The 25,177-nt window shown below is 48.1% G+C and carries 23 protein-coding genes; 6 read left to right on the top strand and 17 right to left on the bottom strand.

Features of this window, described 5'->3' with window-relative positions:
- Positions 1–358 precede the first annotated feature (358 nt).
- Positions 359–721, top strand: coding sequence for a hypothetical protein (locus tag SporoP33_RS00540; RefSeq protein ID WP_081241930.1), 363 nt, complete (start codon positions 359–361; stop codon positions 719–721).
- A gap of 434 nt (positions 722–1,155) precedes the next feature.
- The gene (locus SporoP33_RS16385) at positions 1,156–1,284 is read left to right on the top strand and encodes a hypothetical protein (RefSeq protein ID WP_255363020.1); all 129 of its coding nucleotides are present in this window, start codon (positions 1,156–1,158) and stop codon (positions 1,282–1,284) included.
- A 126-nt stretch (positions 1,285–1,410) separates the two neighbouring features.
- Here the strand turns inward: SporoP33_RS16385 and SporoP33_RS00530 are convergent, their stop codons facing one another.
- Both SporoP33_RS00530 and SporoP33_RS00525 read right to left on the bottom strand, forming a co-directional pair.
- Positions 1,411–2,166: an SDR family NAD(P)-dependent oxidoreductase gene (locus tag SporoP33_RS00530; RefSeq protein WP_081241928.1), complete on the bottom strand. Its 756-nt coding sequence runs from the start codon at positions 2,164–2,166 to the stop codon at positions 1,411–1,413.
- Positions 2,153–3,094, bottom strand: coding sequence for an MBL fold metallo-hydrolase (locus SporoP33_RS00525; RefSeq protein ID WP_081241927.1), 942 nt, complete (start codon positions 3,092–3,094; stop codon positions 2,153–2,155). Before SporoP33_RS00525 ends, SporoP33_RS00530 begins: the two co-directional genes overlap by 14 nt.
- A 189-nt stretch (positions 3,095–3,283) precedes the next feature.
- Here SporoP33_RS00525 and SporoP33_RS00520 point away from each other — a divergent pair, with 189 nt between their 5' ends.
- The 3 genes from SporoP33_RS00520 (at position 3,284) to proC (ending at position 6,521) form a co-directional block, all read left to right on the top strand.
- Positions 3,284–4,420: an SPFH domain-containing protein gene (locus SporoP33_RS00520; RefSeq protein ID WP_081241926.1), complete on the top strand. Its 1,137-nt coding sequence runs from the start codon at positions 3,284–3,286 to the stop codon at positions 4,418–4,420.
- Between the two features lie 9 nt (positions 4,421–4,429).
- On the top strand, positions 4,430–5,536 hold the full coding sequence (locus tag SporoP33_RS00515) for a TFIIB-type zinc ribbon-containing protein (protein ID WP_081241925.1): 1,107 nt from the start codon (positions 4,430–4,432) through the stop codon (positions 5,534–5,536).
- Between the two features lie 175 nt (positions 5,537–5,711).
- A complete protein-coding gene (proC, locus tag SporoP33_RS00510) occupies positions 5,712–6,521 on the top strand; it encodes a pyrroline-5-carboxylate reductase (protein WP_081241924.1) in 810 nt (269 codons plus the stop codon).
- Between the two features lie 315 nt (positions 6,522–6,836).
- Here the strand turns inward: proC and rnz are convergent, their stop codons facing one another.
- From rnz to mce, 6 genes are all read right to left on the bottom strand, one after another.
- Positions 6,837–7,784: a ribonuclease Z gene (gene rnz / locus SporoP33_RS00505; protein ID WP_081241923.1), complete on the bottom strand. Its 948-nt coding sequence runs from the start codon at positions 7,782–7,784 to the stop codon at positions 6,837–6,839.
- 19 nt (positions 7,785–7,803) lie between these two features.
- Positions 7,804–8,991, bottom strand: coding sequence for a DNA polymerase IV (locus tag SporoP33_RS00500; RefSeq protein ID WP_081241922.1), 1,188 nt, complete (start codon positions 8,989–8,991; stop codon positions 7,804–7,806).
- Positions 8,992–9,098: 107 nt separating this feature from the next.
- Complete coding sequence (locus tag SporoP33_RS00495) at positions 9,099–9,581, bottom strand: chemotaxis protein CheW (RefSeq protein ID WP_081241921.1); 483 nt, start codon at positions 9,579–9,581, stop codon at positions 9,099–9,101.
- Between the two features lie 15 nt (positions 9,582–9,596).
- Positions 9,597–10,724: a M20/M25/M40 family metallo-hydrolase gene (locus SporoP33_RS00490; RefSeq protein WP_081241920.1), complete on the bottom strand. Its 1,128-nt coding sequence runs from the start codon at positions 10,722–10,724 to the stop codon at positions 9,597–9,599.
- A gap of 18 nt (positions 10,725–10,742) precedes the next feature.
- Positions 10,743–12,290, bottom strand: coding sequence for an acyl-CoA carboxylase subunit beta (locus SporoP33_RS00485; RefSeq protein ID WP_081241919.1), 1,548 nt, complete (start codon positions 12,288–12,290; stop codon positions 10,743–10,745).
- Positions 12,291–12,293: 3 nt separating this feature from the next.
- On the bottom strand, positions 12,294–12,701 hold the full coding sequence (gene mce / locus SporoP33_RS00480) for a methylmalonyl-CoA epimerase (RefSeq protein ID WP_081241918.1): 408 nt from the start codon (positions 12,699–12,701) through the stop codon (positions 12,294–12,296).
- A gap of 124 nt (positions 12,702–12,825) precedes the next feature.
- On the opposite strand from mce, the gene prli42 reads away from it, so the two are divergent.
- Positions 12,826–12,921, top strand: a complete 96-nt coding sequence (prli42, locus tag SporoP33_RS15840) for a stressosome-associated protein Prli42 (protein ID WP_155961272.1) — start codon at positions 12,826–12,828, stop codon at positions 12,919–12,921.
- A gap of 410 nt (positions 12,922–13,331) precedes the next feature.
- Here the strand turns inward: prli42 and SporoP33_RS00470 are convergent, their stop codons facing one another.
- The 9 genes from SporoP33_RS00470 to SporoP33_RS00430 form a co-directional block, all read right to left on the bottom strand.
- A complete protein-coding gene (locus SporoP33_RS00470; protein ID WP_081241916.1) occupies positions 13,332–13,772 on the bottom strand; it encodes a BrxA/BrxB family bacilliredoxin in 441 nt (146 codons plus the stop codon).
- Between the two features lie 116 nt (positions 13,773–13,888).
- The gene (gene meaB, locus SporoP33_RS00465; RefSeq protein ID WP_081244696.1) at positions 13,889–14,938 is read right to left on the bottom strand and encodes a methylmalonyl Co-A mutase-associated GTPase MeaB; all 1,050 of its coding nucleotides are present in this window, start codon (positions 14,936–14,938) and stop codon (positions 13,889–13,891) included.
- Between the two features lie 32 nt (positions 14,939–14,970).
- Positions 14,971–17,127: a methylmalonyl-CoA mutase gene (gene scpA / locus SporoP33_RS00460; RefSeq protein WP_081241915.1), complete on the bottom strand. Its 2,157-nt coding sequence runs from the start codon at positions 17,125–17,127 to the stop codon at positions 14,971–14,973.
- The gene (locus SporoP33_RS00455; protein WP_081241914.1) at positions 17,120–18,793 is read right to left on the bottom strand and encodes a methylmalonyl-CoA mutase family protein; all 1,674 of its coding nucleotides are present in this window, start codon (positions 18,791–18,793) and stop codon (positions 17,120–17,122) included. The genes scpA and SporoP33_RS00455 overlap by 8 nt, the downstream gene beginning before the upstream one ends.
- A 222-nt stretch (positions 18,794–19,015) precedes the next feature.
- A complete protein-coding gene (locus tag SporoP33_RS00450; RefSeq protein ID WP_081241913.1) occupies positions 19,016–20,365 on the bottom strand; it encodes a dihydrolipoamide acetyltransferase family protein in 1,350 nt (449 codons plus the stop codon).
- An 18-nt stretch (positions 20,366–20,383) separates the two neighbouring features.
- Entirely contained in the window at positions 20,384–21,367 is a 984-nt protein-coding gene (locus SporoP33_RS00445; RefSeq protein ID WP_081241912.1) for an alpha-ketoacid dehydrogenase subunit beta, read from the bottom strand.
- Entirely contained in the window at positions 21,367–22,371 is a 1,005-nt protein-coding gene (locus tag SporoP33_RS00440; RefSeq protein ID WP_081241911.1) for a thiamine pyrophosphate-dependent dehydrogenase E1 component subunit alpha, read from the bottom strand. Before SporoP33_RS00440 ends, SporoP33_RS00445 begins: the two co-directional genes overlap by 1 nt.
- A 13-nt stretch (positions 22,372–22,384) precedes the next feature.
- Positions 22,385–23,812 carry a dihydrolipoyl dehydrogenase gene (gene lpdA, locus SporoP33_RS00435; protein ID WP_081241910.1) on the bottom strand — a complete coding sequence of 476 codons (1,428 nt, stop codon included), beginning with the start codon at positions 23,810–23,812 and terminating at the stop codon, positions 22,385–22,387.
- A 112-nt stretch (positions 23,813–23,924) separates the two neighbouring features.
- The gene (locus tag SporoP33_RS00430) at positions 23,925–25,019 is read right to left on the bottom strand and encodes a Leu/Phe/Val dehydrogenase (protein WP_081241909.1); all 1,095 of its coding nucleotides are present in this window, start codon (positions 25,017–25,019) and stop codon (positions 23,925–23,927) included.
- Positions 25,020–25,177: the final 158 nt, after the last annotated feature.

Here is a 25,177-nt window from a genome sequence, read left to right as displayed (position 1 = left end):
CCATCCGCTAGCGCCGCAGTGACTTCAATGCCGTTCTGTCTCTGGTTTCGGGGTCGTTGCTCGACTCGTTATCGGGGATCGGAGTTAGCGAGTGTCCGCTTTTAGGACCCGCGCAGGCACGTGGGGGATTGCCTTTCGTCATGAGCCAGCTGGCGATAGTGCGCCGCCAGTTGTCTCATGACTTCGGCCGACCCCGCAGTTGTGCCTGCGCTGCTGAGTGGAAGTTATTCATGTACTCTTTTAAAAGAGTAGAAGTTCAGTGACTGGTAGACGACTAGCGTACGCTTTGGCAAATGAAGTGTCATGGTCCGCTTCACCCTAACTAAACGGAGGCGCCTTACAAGCGGTAGGCGTAGCGATGAGACTGACAGGCGCACTTCCTGTCTGGCTCATTGCGGAAGCCATCCGCAAGCGCCGCAGTGACTTCAATGCCGTTTTGTCACTGGTTTTGGTGTCGTTGCTCGATCGGCTGTCGGGGATTGAAGTTAGCAAGTGTCAGCTCTTAGGACCCGCGCAAGCACGTGGGGGATTGCCTTTCGTCATGAGCCAGCTGGCGATAGAGCATGCCAGTTGTCTCATGACTTCGGCCGACCACGCAGTTGTGTCTGCGCTGCTGAGTGGAAGCAATCCCAGTACTCTTTTAAAAGAGAAGAAGTGCAGTGACTCGTTGCCAACTGGTGTACGCTTTAGCAAAAGAAGTGTCATCGTCTGCTTCCCCTAACTGAACGGAGGCGCCTTACAAGCGGTCGGCGAAGTGATGAGACAGCCAGGCGATCTTCCTGTCTGGCTCATTGCGTAGCCATCCGCAAGCGCCGCAGTGACTTCAATGCCGTTCTGTCTCTGGTTTTGGTGTCGTTGCTCGATCGGCTGTCGGGGATTGAAGTTAGCAAGTGTCAGCTCTTAGGACCCGCGCAGGCACGTGGGGGATTGCCTTTCGTCATGAGCCAGCTGGCGAAGTGCATGCCAGTTGTCTCATGACTTCGGCCGACCCCGCAGTTGTGCCTGCGCTGCTGAGTGGGAGCAATCCAGGTTGTGGTTTATAGGAGAAGAAGTTCAGTGACACGTTGCCGACTGGCGTATGCTTTAGCAAAAGAAGTGTCATATCTTGCTTCACCCTAACTAAACGGAGGCGCCTTACAAGCGGTAGGCGTAGCAATGAGACAGCCAGGCGCATTTCCTGTCTGGCTCATTGCGGAAGCCATCCGCAAGCGCCGCAGTGAGTTTAAAGACGCTCCCCTCTCTCATCATAATGCCGTCACCCCGTGTAAACCAGTAATGATGTAAAAAACAAAACCTATATTTCTCTCTCTTACTAAACAGAATCACCTCCTGCCCAAACAAAAAAAGCGCTCCCCCGCAAGCCGCATCATGGCGACTTGCGGGACAGCACTCTGCTGACTGCCTTCGAGTTCACTTCTTATAGAAAAACGGACGCCCGATCGTTTCCACCGCGGAAGGCGCCAAGGCATATAACTTGCTTGTCAGGCCTGTAATCTTCGGCAAATTCACCTCGCGCCGCGGACGCATAATCGTCTCTATTACAGACTGCACCACCGTCTCGATGGAAAGCAACTGGCTGCCCATCGCCTGTTTATAACCGCCTGTCGCGTCCGCCAGCTCAATGAACGGCGTATCGATCGGGCCCGGATGGACAACTGACACATGCACATCATACGGTGCGACTTCCATGCGCAGAGCATTTGTATACCCGATGAGCGCATGTTTCGTTGCCGCATAGACCGATGTCTTCGGTGTCGCGACTTTCCCCGCCTGCGAACCGATATACAATAAATGACCTTGTCTGCGCTTCATCATGGCAGGCACCATGCGTGCCGTCAGCTGCATCGGCACCAGCACATTCGTTTCGAGCATTGCTTCAGTTTCTTCATCTGTCGTTTCATGCGCCAAATGAAATTTCCCGACACCTGCTGAAAAGACAATCAGATCCGGCGTGCCAATGCAAGACACAAGCCAGTCGAGCTGCTTCGGGTCGCGTAAATCTGCACAATATCCTTCGATGCCGAGCGTCCGCAGCTCTTCGAGGGCTTTCGCGTTCCGCCCTGTCGCAATGACCCGATACGCATCATCGGCTGCCAGACGCTTTGCCAGTTCAAAACCGATGCCGCTTGTGGCACCGGTAATCAGCACTGTTTTAGATGCGGACATAATGATGCACTCCCGCCGAATCAGCTGTTTCTGAAATTAGCTCGTGAGCCGTCAAATAATCCAGCTGACCGATGGTTTCCGATAATGTCAGTCCCAGTTCCTTTTCATATACCGCAGGGAATAAACGCTTCGTCACATCAAAGACTGTCTGCGGTTCATCCAGCATTGCCAGCACCTTCATTGCACGTTCCTTTTGTTTGGCGAGACGGTCTGTAACCAGCGCATGAGGCGAATGAATTTCTCCCCCGTGCCCCCCGTAGACAAGCGACAAAGGCAGGTCCAGCAAGCGCTCAAGTGATGCATTATATTGCAGCAATGATCTTGGCCGTCCGTGTTCTTCCTTATAAGGCGGCTCAATTAATGGATTGGATGACACTTTCTCAAGCAATAAATCGCCGCCGATCAAAATTCCTTGCTGCTCATGAAACAGCGACAGATGGCTTTGTGCGTGGCCCAGTGACTCTTGTACTTTCCAGCCCGGATGCCCCGGCAGATCATCTCCTTCATTCATCATACGGTCAACAGGACGATCTCCCATCAGATCAACAGAACGGCGGAAACGTTTGACCCATTTCCTGTAATGCTCCGGGACACCTTCTTCAAGAAGCGACTGCTCATAAAAGCGGTCATGTCTGTCTAAGAACTCGGAATCCCGCGCCAGCCAATAGTTCAAATACGGATGACCGAGGATTTCCGCGTTGTCAAACGCCTCTACCCAGCCGCAATGGTCTGGATGGTGGTGTGTCACGAATACTTGTTCAATATCTGCAAATGAATAACCCATTTCTTTTATTTTTTGCTGAAGCACTTCATACGCTTCCGGTGTTTTCGTCGCCGCATCCACCAGCGTCAGCGTGTCGCCTTTCAGTAAAAAGCAATTGACGTCGCCGACCGCGAATGGAGTGGGTGTAATAATTTTGGTGATCATACCTAAATTCCCCCTAAAATGAATGACAGTTCAGTCTATTGTACTCTCTTTTCTTCTCACCGTCACGTACTGATTCCCGATTAGCCAAAAGAACTTTCGCGAAAGTGAAACCATTCGATCCATTCTCCGTATGGTATACTACAGGAAATCGCATGATTTGTTAGATCATGTCGAGTTGGAGGGATATTTATGGGGTTTTTTAACTTTTTCAAAAATCAATTCATTGAAGTAATCGAGTGGCAGGCGCAGGATGCCAATACATTGGTTTATCAGTTTCCCGTGCATAATAATGAAATCAAAATGGGGGCAGAACTGACGGTCAGAGAATCACAGGTCGCTATTATGGTGAATGAAGGCGAACTTGCTGACGTCTTCGGACCGGGCCGTCATATTCTATACACGCAAAATATGCCGATTCTGACGAAATTGAAATCATGGAAATATGGATTTGATTCACCTTTTAAAGCAGAAGTCTATTTCATTAATACGAAACAGTTCATTAATCAAAAATGGGGAACGTCTAATCCGATTATGATGCGCGACCCCGACTTCGGCATGATTCGCCTTCGCGGCTACGGAATATACTCCTATCGCGTGTCGGAGCCGACTGTCTTCCTGCGTGAATTATTCGGCACGAACAGCTCGTACGACACAAGTGCTGTAGAAAGTCATCTCAAGAAAATGATCATTTCGGGACTGTCTGATTTATTTGCTGAGTCGCAAATCCCTGCGCTTGATCTTTCTATGCATTATGACGAACTAAGTGAAAAAGGAAAAGAGAAAATGCTGGCGCGCTTTGCAGCTTTCGGATTTGAGATTACGTCTCTTTATATCGAAAATCTGTCCTTGCCAAAAGACGTAGAGGAAGCGATGGATAAACGCACGTCGATGGGTGTGCTCGGCAATATGCAGCAGTATCAGCAATATCAGGCAGCAGAAGCGATGCGTGATGCAGCCCAAAATGAAGGCGGTCTTGCAGGAGCAGGTGTCGGAATGGGTGCAGGCTTCGGAATGGGCCAAATGATGGCAAACGCGATGAACCAAAACGAGCCGCAGCAGCAGGCTCAGCCAGCTATGAAATCTTGCCCGCATTGTCAGTCGGCCATTAACGCAAATGCAAAATTCTGCAGACAGTGCGGAAAATCAGTTGAATCAGATAAAGTTCCTTGCGTTCAATGTGAAACACTCCTCCCAAAAGACGCCAAGTTCTGCTTTGCTTGCGGCACACAGCAAGTTACGGAGAAAGTCTGTCCGGCGTGCTCACATGCTAATCTGCCCAGTGCAAAATTCTGTGCAGACTGCGGTGAGACGTTAGATGTGAAGTGAGGGATCTATGTGACTTCATTTGATGAACAAAACACCGTCATAGAAGATACGGAAAATATTAAGTGTCCTTCCTGCGGCGGCAACACGGCCTATAATCCGGAGACGCGCGGTCTGAAATGTCCGTTTTGCAGTCATGAAATGCCAATCGAAGCAACAGTTGATCATCGAATTGAACTCGATTTTAATGAAGCAGGAAATAACTTGCACCATTTATGGAATGAAGAAAAACGGGTCTTTTCCTGCAGCAGCTGCGGGGCTGAATCTGTACTTGACGCCAATATCATAGCGGATTTCTGTTCGTTTTGCGGCTCATCCCATATTACGGTTACCGAACAGAACGCCGGTATACAGCCGGGACTGCTGATTCCGTTTCAAATCAGTCAGGAGCAGGCGCACGCAAAGTTCAGGGAATGGATCACTGGACATTTTTTCGCGCCGAATGCCTTAAAGAAAACGTACCGTCTGCGCAAAATATCCGGTGTCTATCTGCCCTACTGGACCTATGACAGCCAGACACGCTCGCACTATGTCGTGCGAGTCGGGAATTACTATTACGTTACAGAAACGCGCACCGTCTATGAAGACGGCAAAGCAAAAACTGTGACCGAGCAAGTGCGAAAAATCCGATGGCATCAGGAAAGCGGGAATTACAGTGAGTTTTTTGATGATATTTTAATTAAAGCATCCACCACTGTCGATCCAAAGCTGTTGCAGAAAGTGCAGCCCTTTCAATTGAGCAGTCTTACAGATTACAAAGTGGAATATATGTCTGGCTTCCTCGCTGAGCGCTATTCAGTCTCTTTGCAGCAAGGGTTTACGCAGGCACAGGATGTGATGACGAGAGGAATTGTGAATGGAATTGAACGGAGTGTGGCGGGAGATATCGTCGAAGTTGTAAATGTTTCGACAGATTACTCCGACATCACCTACAAGCATATTTTATTGCCAATCTGGATTTCCTCATTTCATTTTAAAGACAAAATCTATCAGTTTATCGTCAATGGCCAGACAGGTAAAGTGTCAGGAAACTATCCGCTCAGTATCATGAAGATCGTTTCACTGTCCATTTCAATTATCATCATAGCTTTGATCGTCTATCTGTTCATTGATGGCTGAGGACCGTTTGACAATTCATTTCGTACATGACATAATCATGAAAATAGAACGGAACGTGCAGGTGGAAATGGTGCAGTCTGTATCAGTGAAATGTAGGCGGCACCGCGGAAACCGAGCGTTTTCGTCCTGAAATGCAGGGCGGAGACGCTTTTTTATGTTGGGGAGGATGTTGGAGATGGAGAAGATTTTATTTGTAGGCGCCGGATCGATGGCTGAAGCAATTATAGCAGGAATCGTTAATAAACGGGTGCTGCGCGAAAAGAATGTTTATGTGATGAACCGGTCTGATAAAAGTCGCCTGGATGAACTGCAGGCGCGTTATGGAATTACCAAAGTATGCGAGGATCGTTCATTCGTCAAGCAGGTTGATCTCGTCGTGCTGGCGACAAAACCGAAGGATATTCATAAAGTAATGCAAGATATTCAGCCGCTGCTCGGAGAAAACACCGCAATTCTCTCCGTAATTGCCGGCGTTTCTATTGATACAATGGAAAAAGGACTTGGCAAACGGCCGATTGCCCGCTCGATGCCGAACACATCCGCAACGATTGGTAAATCAGCAAGCGGCATCGCATTCAACAGCACCGTGCCGGAAAGAATGCAGCAGTCCATACTGAGCCTGCTGAACGCAATCGGAATCGTTAAAGTCGTCGAAGAAGATGACTTGCACGCTGTAACGGCTCTTTCAGGAAGCGGCCCCGCCTATATCTACTATCTCGTGGAGGCACTCGAGGAAGCAGCCGTAACACAAGGTCTCGACGCTGCGGACGCACGCGAATTAATTGTCCAGACACTTGAAGGCGCAGCAGCTATGCTGAAGAAAACAGGCGAAGAGCCAAGTACACTGCGCACGAACGTCACAAGTCCCGGCGGCACAACCGCAGCCGGCCTCAAAGCACTCGAGAATCACGAATTCAAAGCAGCGATTGCAGACTGCATCAAAAGCGCAGACGAACGCTCACGTGAACTCGGCGCATTATCATAAAAACAAGGGATGTTCCGGAAGCTATGGCGCTTCATGGACATCCTCTTTTTTTGTGCGGCGGGTTGTTGTGCTGGGCTGTATGAGCGCTTGCAGGGCCGGTATGAGCGCTTGCGGAAGGAGTATGAGCGCTGGCCGGGACTATTGAGCGGTTGCGAGGAAGGTATGAGCGCTTGCCAGAATTAATGAGCGGTTCCAAAGGAGATATGAGCGGTTGGCGCGAATTATTCAGTCACACAAGATTCAGCGCAGCCGGAAACCTGCAATCAATACATTTCACAAAACATTAAGCATCCGCCCCTAAGCGGGAATGGATGCTTAGTGTTTCGCCAGTTTCTTCAGCTCACCGCGTTTCCATTGGAAGCGTGCGAAGTCATCTGCGATATATATATGCGGGAACACTGCTGTGCCTTCTGCTAAAAAGGCAGGCATTTCACTTGGCAGGAAACGCGCACTAATATGATTAGCAATGAGGTTCTTCACATGCGCTTCATTTGCTACAGTCGCCGCGTCTACAATCGTAGAATGTCCAAATTCTCTCGCGCCTTCAGAAAACTCCTCCGTAAATGTAGCTTCGTGAATCAGAATATCCGCATCCTGTGACAGCTTCACCGATGCATCACAGTACGATGTGTCACCGATTACACTAATGACAAAGCCTTTTTTCTTCTCCGTCGTGACGTCTTTACTGTAAACTGTCTGACCGTTTTCCAGTTCTACGTCCTGACCGTCTTTCAGGCGCTGCAATAACGGCCCTTTAGGCACGCCTTGTTCAATCGCTTTATCGATCAGTAACGTCCCGGGCAAGTCCTTCTGTTCGATCCGGTAGCCAAAGCTTCTGACGACGTGCTGCACTTCCTTCGCGAAAACCTTGAATTCATCGGTTTCGAGGATCAGTCCGTCATGTACTTCATGAACGTTCAGTTTGTATGGCAGGTACGTCCCTGTGAGCTGATAAGTGTGCTGCAGCCATTCTTTTAAGCCGGCCGGCCCATATAGGTCCACAGGGTCTTCGCCCCCAAGAAATGCGCGGGAGCTAAGGAAGCCCGGGAGTCCAAAAATATGATCGCCGTGGAGATGTGTAATGAAAATTTTGGTAATTTTTTTCGGCTTAATCGCGCTGTACAGCAGTTGATGCTGCGTTGCTTCCCCACAGTCGAACAGCCAGTTTTCATTATTCTCATCCGTCAGATCCAATACCAGGGCGGATGTGTTTCGCTGTTTGGACGGCATGCCTGCACCGGTGCCAAGAAATTCAATATCCATTCGGATTGCCTCCTTCCTATTATTTCGTAAACCCTTTTTTAATAATACCATCGCCGAAGCGCTTCGTCAGATTAGATACAAGCCGTTCCATTTCATATTCTTTTTCCTGCTGTTCAAAATTATCGAAAGACAGCTGTTTGACCATTTCATGCCGTTCGATAACATTTGCGACAGTGATTCCCAGCAAACGGATCGGTTCGTCATTCCAGTGCTGGCGGAATAACTGCAGTGCAATCTTCGTTATATCTTCCTCGAGATAGATTGCCTGCTGCAATGTTTTGCTTCGGGTCGTATTTTGCCAATCGGCATATCGTATTTGAATACTGACTGTAACTCCGGCCAGCTGTTTTGCTTCAAGCCGTGCCGCCACTTTCTTCGCAAGGCGTTCAAATATCGGCACACATTCAGTGTATTCCGTCAGATCAATCGGGACAGTCGTGGAACTCCCGATGCTTTTGCGTTCTTCTGCACTTTCCGGATCTACCGGACGCGCATCCACACCATTTGCGCGCTGTTTCAGACGCAAGCCATTTTTGCCGAGCAGCGCTTCCAGCGTAATCTTTTCAGCGGCTGCCAAATCGCCGATCGTCTTTATATTTTCACTGTGCAGTTTCTCCTCGGTGCGCTTGCCGATGCCGTGCATCTCAATGACAGGCAATGGCCAAAGCACTTTTGGCACCTCGCGTTTGCGCAAAATAGTGATGCCCATTGGCTTTTTCATATCAGACGCTGTTTTCGCAAGAAATTTATTAGGTGCAATGCCAATCGAACAAGGCAAATCTAATTCCTGTAAAATACGCAGTTGAATCTCCTGGGCGAGGTCGTATGCACGCGTCAGTCCGCCGATTTCCGTTGTATCAATATACGCTTCATCAATCGATACCGGCTCCACCCGTTCCGTATAGCTTCTAAGAATTTCAAATACAGAATCAGACATTTGCCGGTATAATTCATGGCGCGGCGGAATAATGGTCAGGTTTGGACAAAGTCTTTTAGCTTCTCCCACTGTCATCGTAGTATAGACGCCGAATGCCCTTGCCTCATATGAACAGGTCACGAGAATTCCCCGTCTTTCTTTTGGATTGCCGGCAACCGCCAAAGGAATGCCCTTTAATTGCGGATTCGCAGCCTGTTCAACAGAGGCAAAGAAGCTGTTCATATCAAGATGCATAATGACACGCGGCGTCGCTGTCGTTGGATGCGTCATGTAAACACCTGTCTTTCCACGGAATAGTTACGTAATAGGAAAAAGCGGCAAACCGAATGCAGTTTGCCACTCTTCCCATTTTATCAAGTTTCTATACTGCTTGCCTACTAATTTGATTGATGCTGTTCCTTCATATAGCGGGAAATTTCATCCATGCCCTGAAGTGAATTTGCCATAATCATCGGATCGATGACGGTCACGACCCGGTGATCCAGATTAGCTACCGTTATGAAATAAGGTGTCTTGGAATAGGCTTTTAACGCTGCGGACGTTAAGCGGTCTTCTGGTAATTCCAGAATTTCTCTTGCATCCAGCACTAATAAACCGATTTCCAGTTGATCTGTTTTTACTACGACCACATGAGATTCTGCATCCCGCGGTGTTGCGCGGCGGTAAAAGATCTGGCTCATATCCAGAATAGGCACCAGTTCGCCGCGGAACCTCATCAAACCGAGTAAATAATCCGGCAGATGGGGAATCGGCGTGACGTATCCAAGTTTCTCAATCGAAATGACTGATTCTACAGGCAATGCATATTCTTCGTTCCCAGTGCGCACAATCACAGTTTGCATAGCTGCACCTTCTTTCATACAGTAGGCTCCGGATCATTCAGCCGTTTTCGCTGCCTGACTGACAATTTCAAGTAATAATTCGGTCAGTACTTCCAGCTCTTTAACCGGCATGCGTTCATTTTTTGTATGAATTTCTTCGTAGCCGACCGACAATGTCACTGTCGGCACGCCCATACCGTTAAAGACGTTTCCGTCACTGCCGCCGCCGCTTGTCATGATATTCGGTTCACGGCCGACATTACGGATGGCTTTCATCGCGACTTGTACGACTTCTTCGTCATCTGCAATTGAGAAGCCCGGATACATCAGTTGTGTTTCCGTCTCTGCTCTTCCGCCTAATGAAGTTGAAGTGGAAGAAAACTTCTCCGTCATCATTTCGATCTGTTTCTTCATTTTCTCAGGATTGATGGAACGGACTTCTGACAGGATGAATGCTTCTTCACAGACAATGTTTGTCGCTTTGCCGCCTTCAAACCGGCCGATGTTCGCCGTTGTTTCTTCGTCGATTCTGCCAAGCTTCATACCGGCAATTGATTTTGCAGCTAATGTAATAGCGGAAATTCCTTTTTCAGGAGCCACGCCTGCATGAGCTGTTTTTCCATAAATTGTCGTCCACAACTTCGACTGGTAAGGAGCGGCAGTGACAATGCCGCCCACCTTGCCGTCACTGTCTATTGCAAAGCCATATTTAGCCTGCAAATGAGAAGGATCCATCGCTTTCGCGCCAACCAATCCGCTTTCTTCACCCGCTGTAATTATGAACTGAATCGGACCATGCGGCTTATCTGTCTCCTGCAGCACCTTCGCCATTTCAAGCAGTGCAGCAATGCCAGCTTTATCGTCAGCGCCCAAAATGGTTGTGCCGTCGCTGTAAACATAACCATCTTCTTTGACCACTGGCTGAATAGACTTACCTGGAACGACAGTATCCATATGACAGGTAAAGAAGATTGGATCCGCGTTTGGGGCCGTACCCGGTAAATTGGCAATCAAATTACCGGCACCATGCCCTGTCTTTTTTGCTGAATCATCTTCTGTTACGTCAAAGCCCAGTGCCTGCAGCTTTTTCGTAAGGATATCTGCAATGTTTCGTTCATTTTTCGTTTCAGAGTCGATTTTGACCAGCTCTAAAAACTCTTCCATTAATCGTTGTGCATTCATGATGAAAGTCTCCCTTACTTATAGAGGTATATTGCCGTGTTTTTTCTTCGGACGGTCCTCATGCTTGTTGCGCATCATTTCAAGCGCCTGTAATAATTTAATACGTGTTTCACGTGGATCAATTACATCATCAATCATACCATGTGAAGCTGCAACATACGGGTTCGCAAATTTCTCACGGTATTCTTCGATCTTCGCTGCACGTGTAGCTTCCGGATTTTCACTCTTCGCAATATCACGTGCAAAGATGATGTTTGCCGCGCCTTCTGCTCCCATAACTGCCACTTCCGCATTCGGCCAAGCGTAAACTACGTCTGCACCAATCGATTTAGAGTTAAGGGCTACATACGCGCCGCCGAATGCTTTTCGCAGGATCAATGTGATTTTTGGTACAGTTGCTTCCGAATATGCATAAAGAATCTTCGCGCCGTGACGGATAATCCCGCCATGCTCCTGTTTGATCCCCGGGAAGAAGCCTGTTACGTCTTCAAATGTGATCAGCGGGATGTTGAATGAGTCACATGTGCGGATGAAGCGCGCAATTTTATCTGAAGAATCAATATCAAGTCCTCCAGCCATTACTTTCGGCTGGTTACAGATAAAGCCGACTGTTTCACCTTTCATACGTGCATACCCAACTACAGCGTTCTTTGCGAATTCAGGCTGAATTTCAAAGAATGAACCTTCATCCACGACATGCTCAAGCACTTTGCGCACGTCATATGGACGAATCGTTTCATAAGGTACTACATCCGCCAAATCTTCACGGTAGTCATCCTGTTCTTCGTATGGCTGAATCGGTGTTTTTTCTGTGTTGTTTTGTGGCAGGTAAGACAGCAAGTCACGTACTTTTTCCAGCACGTCTTCTTCATTTTCCCCGCGAAGGTGTGCGTTACCGCTGATTGAGTTATGAACTTTCGCCCCGCCCAGTCCTTCAGACGTAATTTTCTCGCCAGTTACAGTTTCAATAACTTTTGGTCCTGTAATGAACATCTGGCTCGTTTTATCCGTCATAATAACGAAGTCTGTGATTGCCGGTGAATACACCGCGCCGCCTGCACAAGGCCCAAGAATAACAGAAATTTGCGGAATTACACCGGAATAAATCGCGTTGCGGTAGAAGATTTCCCCGTATCCGTCAAGAGATAATACACCTTCCTGAATACGTGCGCCGCCCGAATCATTCAAACCAATGAATGGTGCACCGTTTTTCGCTGCCAAATCCATTACATTGGCGATTTTCATTGCATGCATTTCCCCAAGTGCACCGCCAAATACCGTAAAGTCCTGGGAGAATAAATAGATGGGACGGCCATGAATTTTACCGTAACCTGTTACGACACCGTCGCCGGGTCCTTCCAGTTGATCCATGCCGAAATCACGCGTACGGTGAACGACGAACGGGTTTAATTCAACGAATGTGCCTTCATCGAGCAACAACTCGATACGCTCACGTGCTGTCAGTTTGCCTTTTTCGTGCTGCTTGATGATGCGCTCGTCGCCTCCGCCCAGCTCAATTTCACGTTTTTTATCGTATAGTTCATTAATTTTATCATAAATATTCATCTATTATTCCCCCTTAGTCTTTTCACATAATTCATATAGCACGCCGTAGGATGATTTAGGATGCAGAAAAGCCACTTCTGCTCCGCCAGCACCCGGTTTTGGTTCGTCAGAAAGCAGTTGGACACCCTTTTCTTCCAATTCCTTCATTCTTGAACGGATATCTGATACGCCGAATGCGATGTGGTGCACCCCTTCGCCGCGTTTTTCAATAAACTTTGCAATAGGACTCGTTTCAGTCATTGGCTCAAGCAACTCAATCTTCACATTATGTGCATCAATGAAAGCCACTTTCACACCCTGGCTCGCCACTTCTTCAACCGCTTTCACAGTAAATCCGAGTGTATCTATGTAATATGGTAATGAAGTTTCAATACTCTTCACAGCGATCCCGATATGATCTACATTGTTCATATGACATTCCCCTTTTACTACTTTTCTCTTGTCCGTTTCATAGAACAGCCATTCCAGTTGTGAAAATCCTTAATTCTGTTAAAATAGAATCAAACCTATTCCAACGAGTAAGGAGTTATGTTGCATGAGTAATAAAAAAATTCAGAAAACAGTTGTTTACCTGATGATCATCGCAATGATTGCATCGACAATGTTCATGGGTCTCAGCATGTTCTTTTAACTTACTGACAGTTCGCATGTTTTTACATGCGAACTGTTTTTTTGTTTCATCCAGCTGCATGCGCCAGCCTCTCGGATCGCTTCGGTCCTGAGTCAAAAGGCAAAAACCGCCTTTCGCTTCAGGCCCTCCAGCGTCTGTCGTGGCTGAACGGCGCATTCCGCTTTTGTTTCATCCAGCTGCATGCGCCAGCCTCTCGGATCGCTTCGGTCCTGAGTCAAAAGGCAAAAACCGCCTTTCGCTTCAGGCCCTCCAGCGTCTGTCGTGGCTGAACGGCGCATTCCGCTTTTGTTTCATCCAGCTGCATGCGCCAGCCTCTCGGATCGCTTCGGTCCTGAGTCAAAAGGCAAAAACCGTTTTTCGCTTCAGGCCCTCCAGCGTCTGTCGTGGCTGAACGGCGCATTCCGCTTTTTTTATAGTTCTTCGCAGTGTTCTTCAAATTGTTCCTGAAGGTTCACTACTACAGACATCGGGTCGTGGCCTTCGATTTCATAACGTCCCACTTCGCCGATCAGCTTGCCGTCTTTCAGCAGTGCGAATGATGGGGAGGACGGGATGTGGTCTTCTCCAAAGTGCATGCGCGCCTGTGCTGTAGCTTCTTTATCTTGACCGGCGAACACTGTCACCAAGTGGTCAGGACGCTTGTCGTAGTGCACCGCGTGGGCAGCTGCCGGACGTGCGATTCCTCCTGCACATCCACAAACAGAGTTCACCATTACCAATGTCGTGCCCGGGCGTTTGAATGCCGCCTCTACATCCTCAGGTGTCTTTAGTTGTTCATAACCGCTGGCTTCCATTTCTGCTCTCGCCTGGTTCGTCATATCGTTCATGTAAAAATCAAAGTTCATTGTCATTTTACAGTATCTCCTCTCTAATTGCGTATAATTGTGACAGCCGCTTCAATGGATGCAGTGCGCTCACTGACAGTATGCGGGCCATCCTCTTCAATCATAGCATATTTGGACAGGAATCAAGAAGAAAACAATCGGTCAATTGCACCAGTTACGGTCAAATTTCCTTCAAGCAGCTCTTCTTCAAGCGCTTTTACCTCTGTTTTCCGTCCCTGCTCCGAGAAAAACGAATCAATCAGATGGTCGCGGATCATCGAATGGAACCAGTCCCTTGTCTGATGCTGACGTCTCGTATCCCAATGGTTAAGTTCTTTCATTTTCTGCTCAAACTTCAGCACGGTCTCCCATACTTCTGCAAGTCCCGTATGTTCTATAGAAGAAACGGGCTGCGCGGTCGATGTCCAGTCAGGTGAAGCAGGCTGCAGCATATGCAGGATCCGCGTATACTCCCGAACCGTCTTTTTCACAAGCGGCTTGTTGGCGCCGTCATTTTTATGCACAACAATCCCGTCAGTCAGCTCCATGATTCCTTTTTTCATACCTTGCAGTTCGTCGCCGGCACCAGTCAGCACGAGCAGCATGAAATAATCGACCATTCCGCGCACAATTGTTTCACCTTGTCCAACACCGACTGTTTCAATCAAAATTACATCATAGCCCGCCGCTTCGCAAAGCAGCATCGTTTCCCGTGTCTTCTTATGAACCCCGCCAAGTGTTCCCGCTGACGGAGATGGGCGGATAAACGCGTTCTTATGCCGCGCCAGCTCCTCCATACGGGTTTTATCGCCTAAAATACTTCCGCCTGTTAATGTCGAGCTCGGGTCAATGGCAAGAACCGCCACTTTATGTCCCATATCCGCAAGCATCAGGCCGAATGCTTCAATGAATGTACTCTTCCCGGCACCGGGCACACCTGTGATACCAATTCGAATGCAGTTTCCTGTCTTCGGAAGAAGGCTGGTCAGCACTTCCTGCCCCACTCTCTTATCACTTGGCTTAGTACTTTCAAGCAGCGTAATTCCTCTTGCTAAATGAAGGCGTGAACCGCTCTCTATTTCTTTCTGCAATATATCCAGGTTTTTATGAGATGGATCTTTTTTAACAAAGCGTTTACGGGAAGAGGCAACAAACCCATCATGTGTGGATTCTATTCCGCGCATCACATGCATTGCTGATTCATCTCGTTCGTTTTGTTTATCCGTCAATCCGTCACTTCCTCGTAGCCCAGCTGTCGGTAAATCTCCTCGATGACTTTTTGAGCCGCCACCGGAATGACTGTACCCGGGCCAAAGATTGCTGCTGCACCGTTCGTACGCAAGAACTCATAATCCTGGGCAGGAATTACTCCGCCCACCACCACAAGAATATCTTCACGGCCGATTTTCTTCAGCTCTTCACGCAATGTCGGAACCAGCGTCTTGTGTCCTGCTGCAAGTGAACTGACTCCAATGACATGCACATCATTTTCTGCCGCCTGCAAAGCAGTTTCTTCTGGAGTCTGGAATAAAGGTCCGATATCAACGTCAAAGCCAAGATCAGCGAATGAAGAAGCGATTACTTTTGCTCCGCGGTCATGTCCGTCCTGCCCCATTTTGGCAATTAAAATACGGGGACGGCGACCTTCATTTTCAAGAAACTCGTCTGTCATATCTTTTACTTCCTGAATTTCCTCTTCATTTGAGAAGTTTGAGCTGTATACACCACTCACCGAACGGATCACCGCCTTATGTCTGCCGGATACAGATTCAATCGCATCCGAAATTTCACCAATTGTCGCGCGCGCTCTTGCAGCGTCAACTGCAAGCGCCAACAGATTACCTTCGCCGCTCTTCGCAGATTCTTTAATCGCAGCAAGCGTTGCCTGTACCACGGCCTCATCACGCTTGTCTTTCATGTCATGAATGCGGTCAATTTGCTTTTGGCGCACCAGCGTATTGTCGATATCCAAAATATCAATCGCATCTTCCGTATCCAGGCGATATTTATTCACGCCAACAATTGTCTCGGCGCGTGAATCAATTTTCGCCTGACGCTTCGCCGCAGCTTCCTCGATTTTCATCTTCGGCAAGCCTGTCTCAATTGCTGCAGCCATACCGCCAAGAGATTCGATTTCCCCGATAAGTTCCCATGCTTTTTCTATTAACTCTTCTGTTAATTTTTCCACATAGTAGGAACCGCCCCAAGGATCAATTACTTTCGTCATCATCGTCTCTTCCTGCAGGAACAACTGCGTATTACGCGCAATACGTGCAGAGAAGTCTGTCGGCAACGCAATTGCTTCATCAAGTGCATTCGTGTGCAACGACTGAGTATGGCCCATTGCGGAGGCATTCGCTTCCACTAGTGTACGTGTCACGTTGTTGAACGGGTCCTGTTCTGTCAAACTCCATCCAGACGTTTGAGAGTGTGTGCGCAATGCGAGTGTCTTCGGATTTTTCGGATCAAATGACTGCATCATCTGCGCCCAAATCTTCCGTGCTGCTCTCATTTTCGCCACTTCCATATAGTAGTTCATGCCGATTGCCCAGAAGAATGACAAGCGCGGGGCAAATGAATCAATATCAATGCCCGCCTTCAAGCCTGTCCGAACATATTCCAGTCCGTCTGCCAGCGTATATGCCAGCTCGATATCTGCTGTCGCTCCCGCTTCTTGCATGTGATAGCCCGAAATGGAGATCGAGTTAAATTTCGGCATGTTTTGCGATGTATATGAGAAGATATCCGCAATAATTCGCATCGACATAGCCGGCGGGAATATATACGTGTTCCGAACCATATATTCTTTCAAAATATCATTCTGGATCGTACCCGACAATTTTTCTGTAGGTACCCCCTGCTCTTCTGCCGCTACAATATAAAACGCCATGATCGGCAATACAGCACCGTTCATTGTCATCGACACTGACATTTGATCAAGCGGAATACCGTCGAATAAAATCTTCATATCTTCAATCGAGTCAATCGCAACTCCGGCTTTCCCTACGTCGCCGGTTACACGCGGATGATCGGAGTCATACCCGCGGTGCGTAGCGAGGTCGAATGCTACGGAAAGTCCTTTTTGTCCCATCGCAAGGTTCCGGCGGTAGAACGCATTACTTTCTTCAGCAGTGGAGAAACCTGCGTATTGACGGACTGTCCATGGGCGTGCCACGTACATTGTCGGATACGGTCCGCGCGTATTTGGCGCAATTCCCGGGAAGTCTTTCAGGTGTTCAGTATGTTCGATATCTTTTGCTGTATAGACGGGCGCTACATCGATTCCTTCATTCGTCACGAAGTTCTCTTTTGCTGCTGCCTGCTGTGAGAGTTCATTGAGTGACTGCTCTATATTCACTTTGCGAAAATCAGGTTTACTCAACGGAACGGCCCCCTTTTGTATTAGAAATAATATCATTCAGCTTCTCAATTTTATCCTGACCGGCGAAAATGAAACCATTCAATCCATTTGCCTGCCAGTGATCTGCTGTTTCCTGCGCGTATTTTCCTGCTGCATCAATGACGCAATTCCCTTTATACGATGCCAGGAAGTTCGTCACCGCTTCTTCTGCATCTGCTGAGGACGCACAGATTACTGCATAATCAGGCTGCTGTTCTTTGATCCAATCGAGCGCTTGATCGTTTGACTCGAACGATGGGCTCCAGACGGCTTCGATGCCGCCAACTGCAAGAAATCCGCTGACAAAATCTGCACGCGGTTTATAATCTTTCAGCGCACCAAAGTTGAGCAATACCGTTTTCGGTAATTCGCCCTGCTGCTTTGAACGAAGATTTTCAAAAGGTTCTGCCAGACGTTTCGATACTGAAACTGTTGCCGCGTCTTCGAAGCTCAAATCTGTCAATTCAGCATACACATTCGTACCGATTAACGTCTTCTTGCCTGTGGCCAATTCTTTCTGACGCTGAGCATAGAGCTTACTCAATTCCCCAGATTGCAAGAATGCTTGGCTGCCGCCCATTTCTTCAATTTCAAGGAATTTCTTCCATGCTTTGCGAATTAACTCTGATGTCAATGATTCGATGAAATACGAGCCGCCAGCCGGATCAAGCACCTGGTCAATATGCGTCTCTTCTTTCAGAATTAGCTGGATATTTCGCGCATATCTGTTCGAACTCTGCGATGTGCCAGTCAGCACGTCGTGAGGCAATACAGTCAGCCAGTCCGCGCCGCCAAGCACCGCTGCGAATGCCGAGTTGCCGCCGCGCAATAAGTTGACATATGGATCCAGTTTAGAATATGAACGCAGTGACGTGATGCCGAGCAATGGCACCTGTTGCGGGTGATCCACACCGTATGCTTCATTAAACAGCTTCCAAAGTACACGGAACGCACGGAACTTCGCGATTTCCATGAAGAAATGAGTGTCAGATGCAAAGCGCACATAAAAGCTCTTCGTAAATTCTTCAAATGAAGCGGCTTCTTCCGCACGTTCAGCAGCAATTGCAAGTGATAACGCGAGCTCCGTCACTGCATCCGCTCCTTCATGATGCGCTGTCCATAAATCGGCGCCTTTAGCACGCACACCGTCAAATCCTTCAGGCAGTACAGGGACTTCACTGATACAGATTCCTTGAACTTCTGCACGCTTTGATTCCTCAACATATGTGAATGCGCGCAAAATCGGATCATTACTTTGCACTTCTGTAAATAAAATTGGATACTGCGTCATAAGCTCAGCGACTTGCTTCAGATCTTGTTCCGCCCAGACGAGCGGCTTCAAACCATTGTATGCAATTGCCTGATTGCCTCTATCCAGTGATTCTTTCATTTGCTGCACATACTGCTCCCCATTAGCTGCACTCACCGGCTGCGCAATTGTCCAGCCAAAAGCCGGCTTCGTCACACGTGAAATTTCAAGCTGATCTGTATCCTCTTTTGTGTAAAGAGGTTTCAGTTCAATCCCTTCAGGTGTTTTCGTGTTTAACGACTCAAAAGGTTTTCCCTTTAAAGTGGTTACAGCCGCTTCTTTCCATTCGGTAAAGCTCGGGGCTGTAAACTTGAATGTTTTCATTTTATGTATAGGCATAATGGTGCTCCTTCCCCTTTTTTAAACCATTAATAGTTCAAGTGTACCGTAGACTGCGAAATGATGGAAGAGGAAAAACCGAATTATGGTCTAATTTTTCATAACAATACAAAAAAGGGACCTGTTTTTCATTAGTGAAAATATTACGTGCATTCATCTGTAAACTGCACGTACCGATATATACAAAACAACCCCCAAAGCTTCTTTGGAGGTTGCTGGCTATTAATATAGTGAAGTTTTATCTTTGGACATATTTTCCAGCAATTCTTTCACGCGGGCGAGGAAACGTCCGCAAACTAAACCGTCCAGGACCCGGTGATCGAGTGACAGGCACAGGTTGACGATATCGCGCACTGCGACCATGCCGTTGTCCATGACAACAGGGCGCTTGACGATTGTCTCCACTTGTAAAATAGCAGCCTGCGGATAATTGATGATCCCCATGGACTGAACGGAACCGAATGATCCGGTGTTGTTCACGGTGAATGTTCCGCCCTGCATATCTTTTGCCTGCAGCTTGCCTTTACGCACTTTTGCTGCAAGCTCATGAATATCGCGGGCAATGGCTTTAATCGTTTTCTCATCCGTCTGCTTGATGACCGGAACATATAATGCCTCATCTGTTGCCACTGCAATCGAGATATTGACATCTTTTTTCATGACGATTGTATCACCGGCCCACATAGAATTGACCGCAGGGAATTCCTTCAACGCCTGTGAGACAGCCTTGATGAAGAAAGCGAAGTATGTCAGATTAAATCCTTCTTTTTCCTTAAATTCGGTTTTAACACTCTCACGAAGCAATACCAGTTCCGTTACATCCACTTCTACCATCGTCCAAGCATGCGGCGCTTCTGTCACAGAACGCACCATGTTTTTCGCAATTGCACGGCGGACGCTTGTTACCGGAATCTCGATATCGCCGTTTTCGAGCTGAATGTTCGGCGTGACGTGCTGTGTAAACGACGGCTGGTCCGCCTCAGACGGTGTCAGCTGCTGCTGCGGCTCTTCCTTGGCGGAAGGAACTGCAGCTTCCGGCGCCGGCGTTTGCTGCTGTGCTCCGCCATTATCGATTACAGCCTGAATATCTTTTCGGGTAATTCTTCCTTCACGTCCCGTTCCGCTTACCTGTGTCAGGTCGATGCCGTGTTCCTGCGAGAGTTTCAGCACAGCGGGCGAATATCTGCCTGCCGCTTTGCCGGCAGGCGATGCAGGTGCGTCAGACTGTTTTAGTTCTGACGCTTTTGGTGCTTCAGCAGCCGGTGCTGATACTGTTTCGGATGGCTCTTCAGGCGCAGAAGCGGATGCGTTTACAGACTGCGGGGCAGTACCGTCTGCTTCGATCAGACAAACTGCTTCCCCCACTTCAATTGTGTCGCCTTCTTTTGCCAGGATTTCTGTGATCGTACCCGAAAATGAAGATGGTATTTCCGCTGTTACTTTATCTGTCGTTACTTCAGCAAGTGAATCATATTTAGCCACTGTATCACCAGCAGCGACGAGCCACTTTTCGATGATGCCTTCTGTAACACTTTCACCCAATTTCGGCATGGTGATTTTTTCAATGCCCATTTTCATACGCCTCCTCAGTTAAAATTCCGCTAAATCCCTTGCTGCCTTTTCGACCTTTTCAGGATTCATCATAAAGAACTTTTCCATAGAAGGGGCATACGGCATCGCAGGCACGTCAGGTCCTGCCAATCGTCTAATCGGGGCATCCAACTCGAATAAACAATTCTCTGCGATAATGGCAGATACTTCACTCATGATGCTGCCTTCCAGGTTGTCTTCTGTCACTAACAATACCTTGCCTGTTTTGGAAGCTGCTTCAATAATGGCTTCTTTATCCAGCGGGTACACTGTGCGCAAATCAAGAAGATGAACCGATATGCCGTCTCCCGCCAGACGCTCCGCAGCCTGCAGAGCGAAATGAACGCAAAGTCCATACGTGATAATCGTCAAATCTTCCCCTTCACGTTTGACGTCCGCTTTGCCGATCGGCAATACATAATCGTCATCAGGAACCTCGCCTTTAATCAGACGGTAGGCACGTTTATGTTCGAAGAATAATACAGGATCTTCATCACGTATCGCTGCCTTCAACAAGCCTTTCGCGTCATATGGTGTAGACGGGATGACGATTTTCAAGCCCGGCGTGGAAGCAAACATAGATTCCACCGATTGGGAATGATAAAGCGCTCCGTGAACACCTCCGCCGAATGGAGCGCGGATGACGATCGGGCAAGACCAGTCGTTATTGGAACGGTAACGGATTTTTGCGGCTTCCGAGACGATCTGATTGACTGCCGGCATAATGAAATCCGCGAACTGCATTTCTGCAATAGGACGCATGCCATACATCGCAGCACCGATTGCCACACCGGCTATGGCCGATTCAGCCAGCGGTGTATCAAGGGAACGATACTCGCCAAACTGATCGTAGAGACCAATTGTCGCCTTAAATACGCCGCCTTTACGGCCAACATCTTCCCCTAAAACGAACACTTGGTCATCCCGTTCCATTTCTTCTTTCATCGCCAAGTTGATGGCATCTATAAATGAACGAACGGCCATTACGCGTCGCCTCCTTTTTCATCATAGACGTAGCGCAGTGCATGTTCCGGCTTTGCATAAGGAGCCAGTTCCGCATATTCTGTCGCTTCATCAACGAGCTGTTTTACCCGCTCTTCAATCTCATTGTGCTTCTCTTCTGTCAAGACTTTCTCTTTTTGCAGATAATGAATGAATGTCAATAAAGGATCAAGCTTCTTCTCGTCCTCAAGTTCCTGCGCATCACGGTACAGACGCTGATCATCATCCGAAGAGTGTGCAGTCAAGCGGTAGCATACCGCCTCCACCAGTGTGGGTCCTTCACCGCTTCTCGCGCGGTCTGCGGCTTGTTTCACCACTTCATAGACTGTCAGCGGATCTGTTCCATCCACTGTATAACCAGGCATCCCGTAGCCTATTGCACGGTCAGATACTTTTTCACAGGCAAGCTGTTTCTCGACTGGAACTGAAATTGCATATTTATTATTTTCGACCATCACAATAGTAGGCAATTTATGCACGCCAGCAAAGTTCATTCCTTCATGAAAATCTCCCTGATTGGATGAACCTTCCCCCAATGTGACGAACGTAATGAAATCTTCATTATTCATTTTAGCGGCAAGCGCTACGCCGACAGCGTGCGGTAATTGGGTCGTAACAGGCGAAGATCCTGTTAAAATACGATTCTTGCGCTGACCGAAGTGGCCTGGCATCTGCCGTCCGCCGGAATTCGGATCTTCCGCTTTTGCAAACGCGGACAGCATCAGCTCTTTCGGTGTCATTCCAAAGTGCAATACAATCCCCATATCCCGGTAGTAAGGCGCTATCCAGTCTTTCTCCTGATTCAGCGCGAATGCAGCTCCGACCTGCGCCGCTTCCTGTCCCTGACAGGAAATGACAAAAGGAATCTTCCCGGCACGGTTCAGCAACCACATTCTTTCATCTAATCGACGTGCAATCAGCATCGTCTCATACATGTGCAACACATCTTCATCTGTCAAACCCAGCTCGATATGCCGATTACTCATTCCACTTCCTCCTCTACATATGAATGGCAAGGCCTTCCGCTGCTAATGCGGCTTCGGCGAATGCTTCTGATAACGTCGGATGCGGATGAACCGCTGAAGACACTTCCCACGGAACCGCATTCAATACCATCGCAAGTCCAGCTTCTGAAATCAGATCTGTCACATGTGAACCTGCCATGTGAACACCGATAATATCATCTGTCTGCTGATCAACGATAATTTTAACAAAACCGTCTGCATGGCCATTCACTAATGCCTTACCATTCGCCATGAATGGAAACTTGCCGATTTTCACGTCAATCCCCTTATCTTTCGCCTGCTGTTCAGTTAAACCTACCGCAGCTGTTTCAGGATAAGAGTAGACACATCGCGGCACCAGATTATAATCAATCGAATCCGGCTGCTTCCCTGCTATATGTTCTATCGCGTGCAATCCTTCATGCTCCGCCACGTGCGCCAGCTGAAGGCCGCCGATTACGTCCCCGATTGCATAAATATGATCATCTTTTGTTTGATAATGCCTATTTGTCTGAATCGCTCCGTTTTCCACTTGGATATCGGTATTTTGGAGTCCAATATCCTCAGTGACCGGTGCGCGACCAACGGAGATCAGCATTTTTTCACTCGTAACGGAATGTTCTTCGCCGCCGATCTGATAGGAAATCGTTACTTCACTGCCGTTATTCTGCAATGAATCTATCAGTATTTCTGCACCGAGAATAAATTTCACTTCGCGCTTTTGCAATGCTTTGTGCACAGCAGCTGCCGCTTCATGATCTTCCGTTGCAAGAATCTGTTCCAGTCTGTCGAGCACCGTAACCTGGACACCGAAGTCCGTCAGCATAGATGCCCATTCAATGCCTATGACACCGCCGCCAATAATCGTAATCGAAGATGGAAGCGCCTTCATTCGCAAAGCCCCGTCAGACGTCATCACATTCGTTTCATCGACTGCCAGACCAGGCAATGTTTTCGGTTTTGACCCTGTCGCAATTACAAGGTTTTTTAGAATTAGGATTTCATTTTCTTCTCCATTATCCATTTCCACGGAAATCGTGCCGGGCATCGGAGAAAAAATAGATGCACCCAGTATTCTGCCTGTACCATGGTAGACATCGATTTTGCCTTTTTTCATCAAACCTTGAATGCCAGCATGCAGCTGATCGATAATTTTATGTTTGCGTTTTTGCACTTGCGTGAAATCAAGTGAGACTTCACCAGTCTGTACCCCGAATTCATTCGCTTCTTCGCGTGTGACACGGTAGACTTCCGCACTTTTGAGCATTGCCTTACTAGGGATACACCCGCTGTGAAGACATGTGCCGCCAAGTTGGGATTTTTCCACAATTGCAGTTTTCAAACCCAGCTGCGCCGCACGGATGGCAGCTACATATCCACCCGTTCCGCCGCCTAAAATCACTACATCATATTCAGTACTCAACGTTTAGGACTCCTTTCGCTGTGCGGCTGTTCATTCTGTCCGCTACAATTGCGCAGGCAAGTTAAGCGGTGGACGGGTGTGCCCCGCCGACCGCTGCTTTGTGCCTTGCTGATTATTTATTGGATAAGATGTTTTTTTCGCTGCGCAAGAATGTATTTCTGGTTGCACCGACACGTGCGATGCGTTCTTCAGCCAAGCGGTCAGCTGCCTGGTAGGATGGAATGCCGTCACGTTTTGAAATGGCGAAGATTTTTAGAATTGTATCATAAATTCCTTCTACGCGCTTGATTGCACGTTCTTCATTGTAACCGATCAATTCATCGGCGACGTTGATGACGCCGCCTGAGTTGATCACGTAATCCGGTGCATACACGATGCCCATTTCATGCAGCCGGTCTCCGTGTTCAGGATTCTTCAACTGGTTATTGGCAGAACCAGCGACAACTTTAACTTTTAACTGGGGAATCGTTTCATCATTGATGACAGCGCCAAGTGCACATGGAGCGAAAATATCCGCTTCCTGTGAGTAGATTTCGTCCGTTGCGACAGCCGTGGCGCCAAATGCATCCACCGCACGCTGCACTGCTGCTTCATTGATATCTGTGACAATCAGTTTTGCGCCTTCTTTATGCAAATACTCGCATAGCGTATAAGCCACGTTTCCAACCCCTTGAACCGCAATCGTTTTATCCTGTAAGGAATCGTCGCCGAATGCTTCTTTTGCTGCGGCTTTCATTCCTTTATAGATACCGAGTGCCGTAACAGGAGATGGATTTCCTGAAGTGCCTTCACCTGAAGAGATACCCGCTACGTAATTTGTTTCCAAGTGGATCAGATCCATATCGAATTCGGTTGTGCCTACATCTTCCGCCGTGATATAGCGGCCGTTCAATCCTTCTATGTAGCGGCCCAGCGCCCGGAATAACTCGTCGTTTTTATCTGTTTTCGGATCTCCGATAATGACTGTTTTCCCCCCGCCGAGGTTTAAGCCTGCAGCCGCATTCTTGTACGTCATTCCTTTAGCCAGACGCATTGCATCTTCAATCGCTGCTTCTTCGCTCGCATATGTCCACATGCGTGCGCCGCCGAGTGCCGGTCCGAGAGTTGTGTCATGGATAGCAATGACTGCTTTCAATCCGGATGTTTTGTCGTGGCAAAGAACCAGTTGTTCAAAGTCGTGATCTTCCATATACGTAAATAATTCCATAAGTACCCCTCCAGGCTATTTCAAATTGTAAATATTCGTGCACATGGTACTGATTTTAGAATTCTTGCGGCCAGAATGCAACTCTAAGAGATAATTGAAGTCCCCGCCGCGGGTGTTTATAAACAATCTACCTATATCGTACATGATGACAGAGTCCT

It is taken from the genome of Sporosarcina sp. P33, from assembly GCF_002077155.1.
GTDB lineage: Bacteria > Bacillota > Bacilli > Bacillales_A > Planococcaceae > Sporosarcina.
This window is presented reverse-complemented; position numbering and strand designations above follow the sequence as displayed.

Excerpts from the sequence above, each read along its gene's own strand:
- mce (WP_081241918.1), bottom strand. The coding sequence starts at position 12,701 with ATGAACAATGTAGATCATATCGGGATCGCTGTGAAGAGTATTGAAACT.
- SporoP33_RS00500 (WP_081241922.1), bottom strand. The coding sequence starts at position 8,991 with ATGACGCATCCAACGACAGCGACGCCGCGTGTCATTATGCATCTTGAT.
- SporoP33_RS00525 (WP_081241927.1), bottom strand. The coding sequence starts at position 3,094 with ATGATCACCAAAATTATTACACCCACTCCATTCGCGGTCGGCGACGTC.
- SporoP33_RS00520 (WP_081241926.1), top strand. The coding sequence starts at position 3,284 with ATGGGGTTTTTTAACTTTTTCAAAAATCAATTCATTGAAGTAATCGAG.
- prli42 (WP_155961272.1), top strand. The coding sequence starts at position 12,826 with ATGAGTAATAAAAAAATTCAGAAAACAGTTGTTTACCTGATGATCATC.
- SporoP33_RS00455 (WP_081241914.1), bottom strand. The coding sequence starts at position 18,793 with ATGCCTATACATAAAATGAAAACATTCAAGTTTACAGCCCCGAGCTTT.
- meaB (WP_081244696.1), bottom strand. The coding sequence starts at position 14,938 with ATGCATGTGATGCGCGGAATAGAATCCACACATGATGGGTTTGTTGCC.
- SporoP33_RS00430 (WP_081241909.1), bottom strand. The coding sequence starts at position 25,019 with ATGGAATTATTTACGTATATGGAAGATCACGACTTTGAACAACTGGTT.
- SporoP33_RS00440 (WP_081241911.1), bottom strand. The coding sequence starts at position 22,371 with ATGAGTAATCGGCATATCGAGCTGGGTTTGACAGATGAAGATGTGTTG.
- SporoP33_RS00450 (WP_081241913.1), bottom strand. The coding sequence starts at position 20,365 with ATGGGCATTGAAAAAATCACCATGCCGAAATTGGGTGAAAGTGTTACA.
- proC (WP_081241924.1), top strand. The coding sequence starts at position 5,712 with ATGGAGAAGATTTTATTTGTAGGCGCCGGATCGATGGCTGAAGCAATT.
- SporoP33_RS00485 (WP_081241919.1), bottom strand. The coding sequence starts at position 12,290 with ATGAATATTTATGATAAAATTAATGAACTATACGATAAAAAACGTGAA.
- SporoP33_RS00530 (WP_081241928.1), bottom strand. The coding sequence starts at position 2,166 with ATGTCCGCATCTAAAACAGTGCTGATTACCGGTGCCACAAGCGGCATC.
- SporoP33_RS00470 (WP_081241916.1), bottom strand. The coding sequence starts at position 13,772 with ATGACAATGAACTTTGATTTTTACATGAACGATATGACGAACCAGGCG.
- rnz (WP_081241923.1), bottom strand. The coding sequence starts at position 7,784 with ATGGATATTGAATTTCTTGGCACCGGTGCAGGCATGCCGTCCAAACAG.
- SporoP33_RS00495 (WP_081241921.1), bottom strand. The coding sequence starts at position 9,581 with ATGAAAGAAGGTGCAGCTATGCAAACTGTGATTGTGCGCACTGGGAAC.
- SporoP33_RS00490 (WP_081241920.1), bottom strand. The coding sequence starts at position 10,724 with ATGAATGCACAACGATTAATGGAAGAGTTTTTAGAGCTGGTCAAAATC.
- SporoP33_RS16385 (WP_255363020.1), top strand. The coding sequence starts at position 1,156 with ATGAGACAGCCAGGCGCATTTCCTGTCTGGCTCATTGCGGAAGCCATC.
- SporoP33_RS00445 (WP_081241912.1), bottom strand. The coding sequence starts at position 21,367 with ATGGCCGTTCGTTCATTTATAGATGCCATCAACTTGGCGATGAAAGAA.
- SporoP33_RS00540 (WP_081241930.1), top strand. The coding sequence starts at position 359 with ATGAGACTGACAGGCGCACTTCCTGTCTGGCTCATTGCGGAAGCCATC.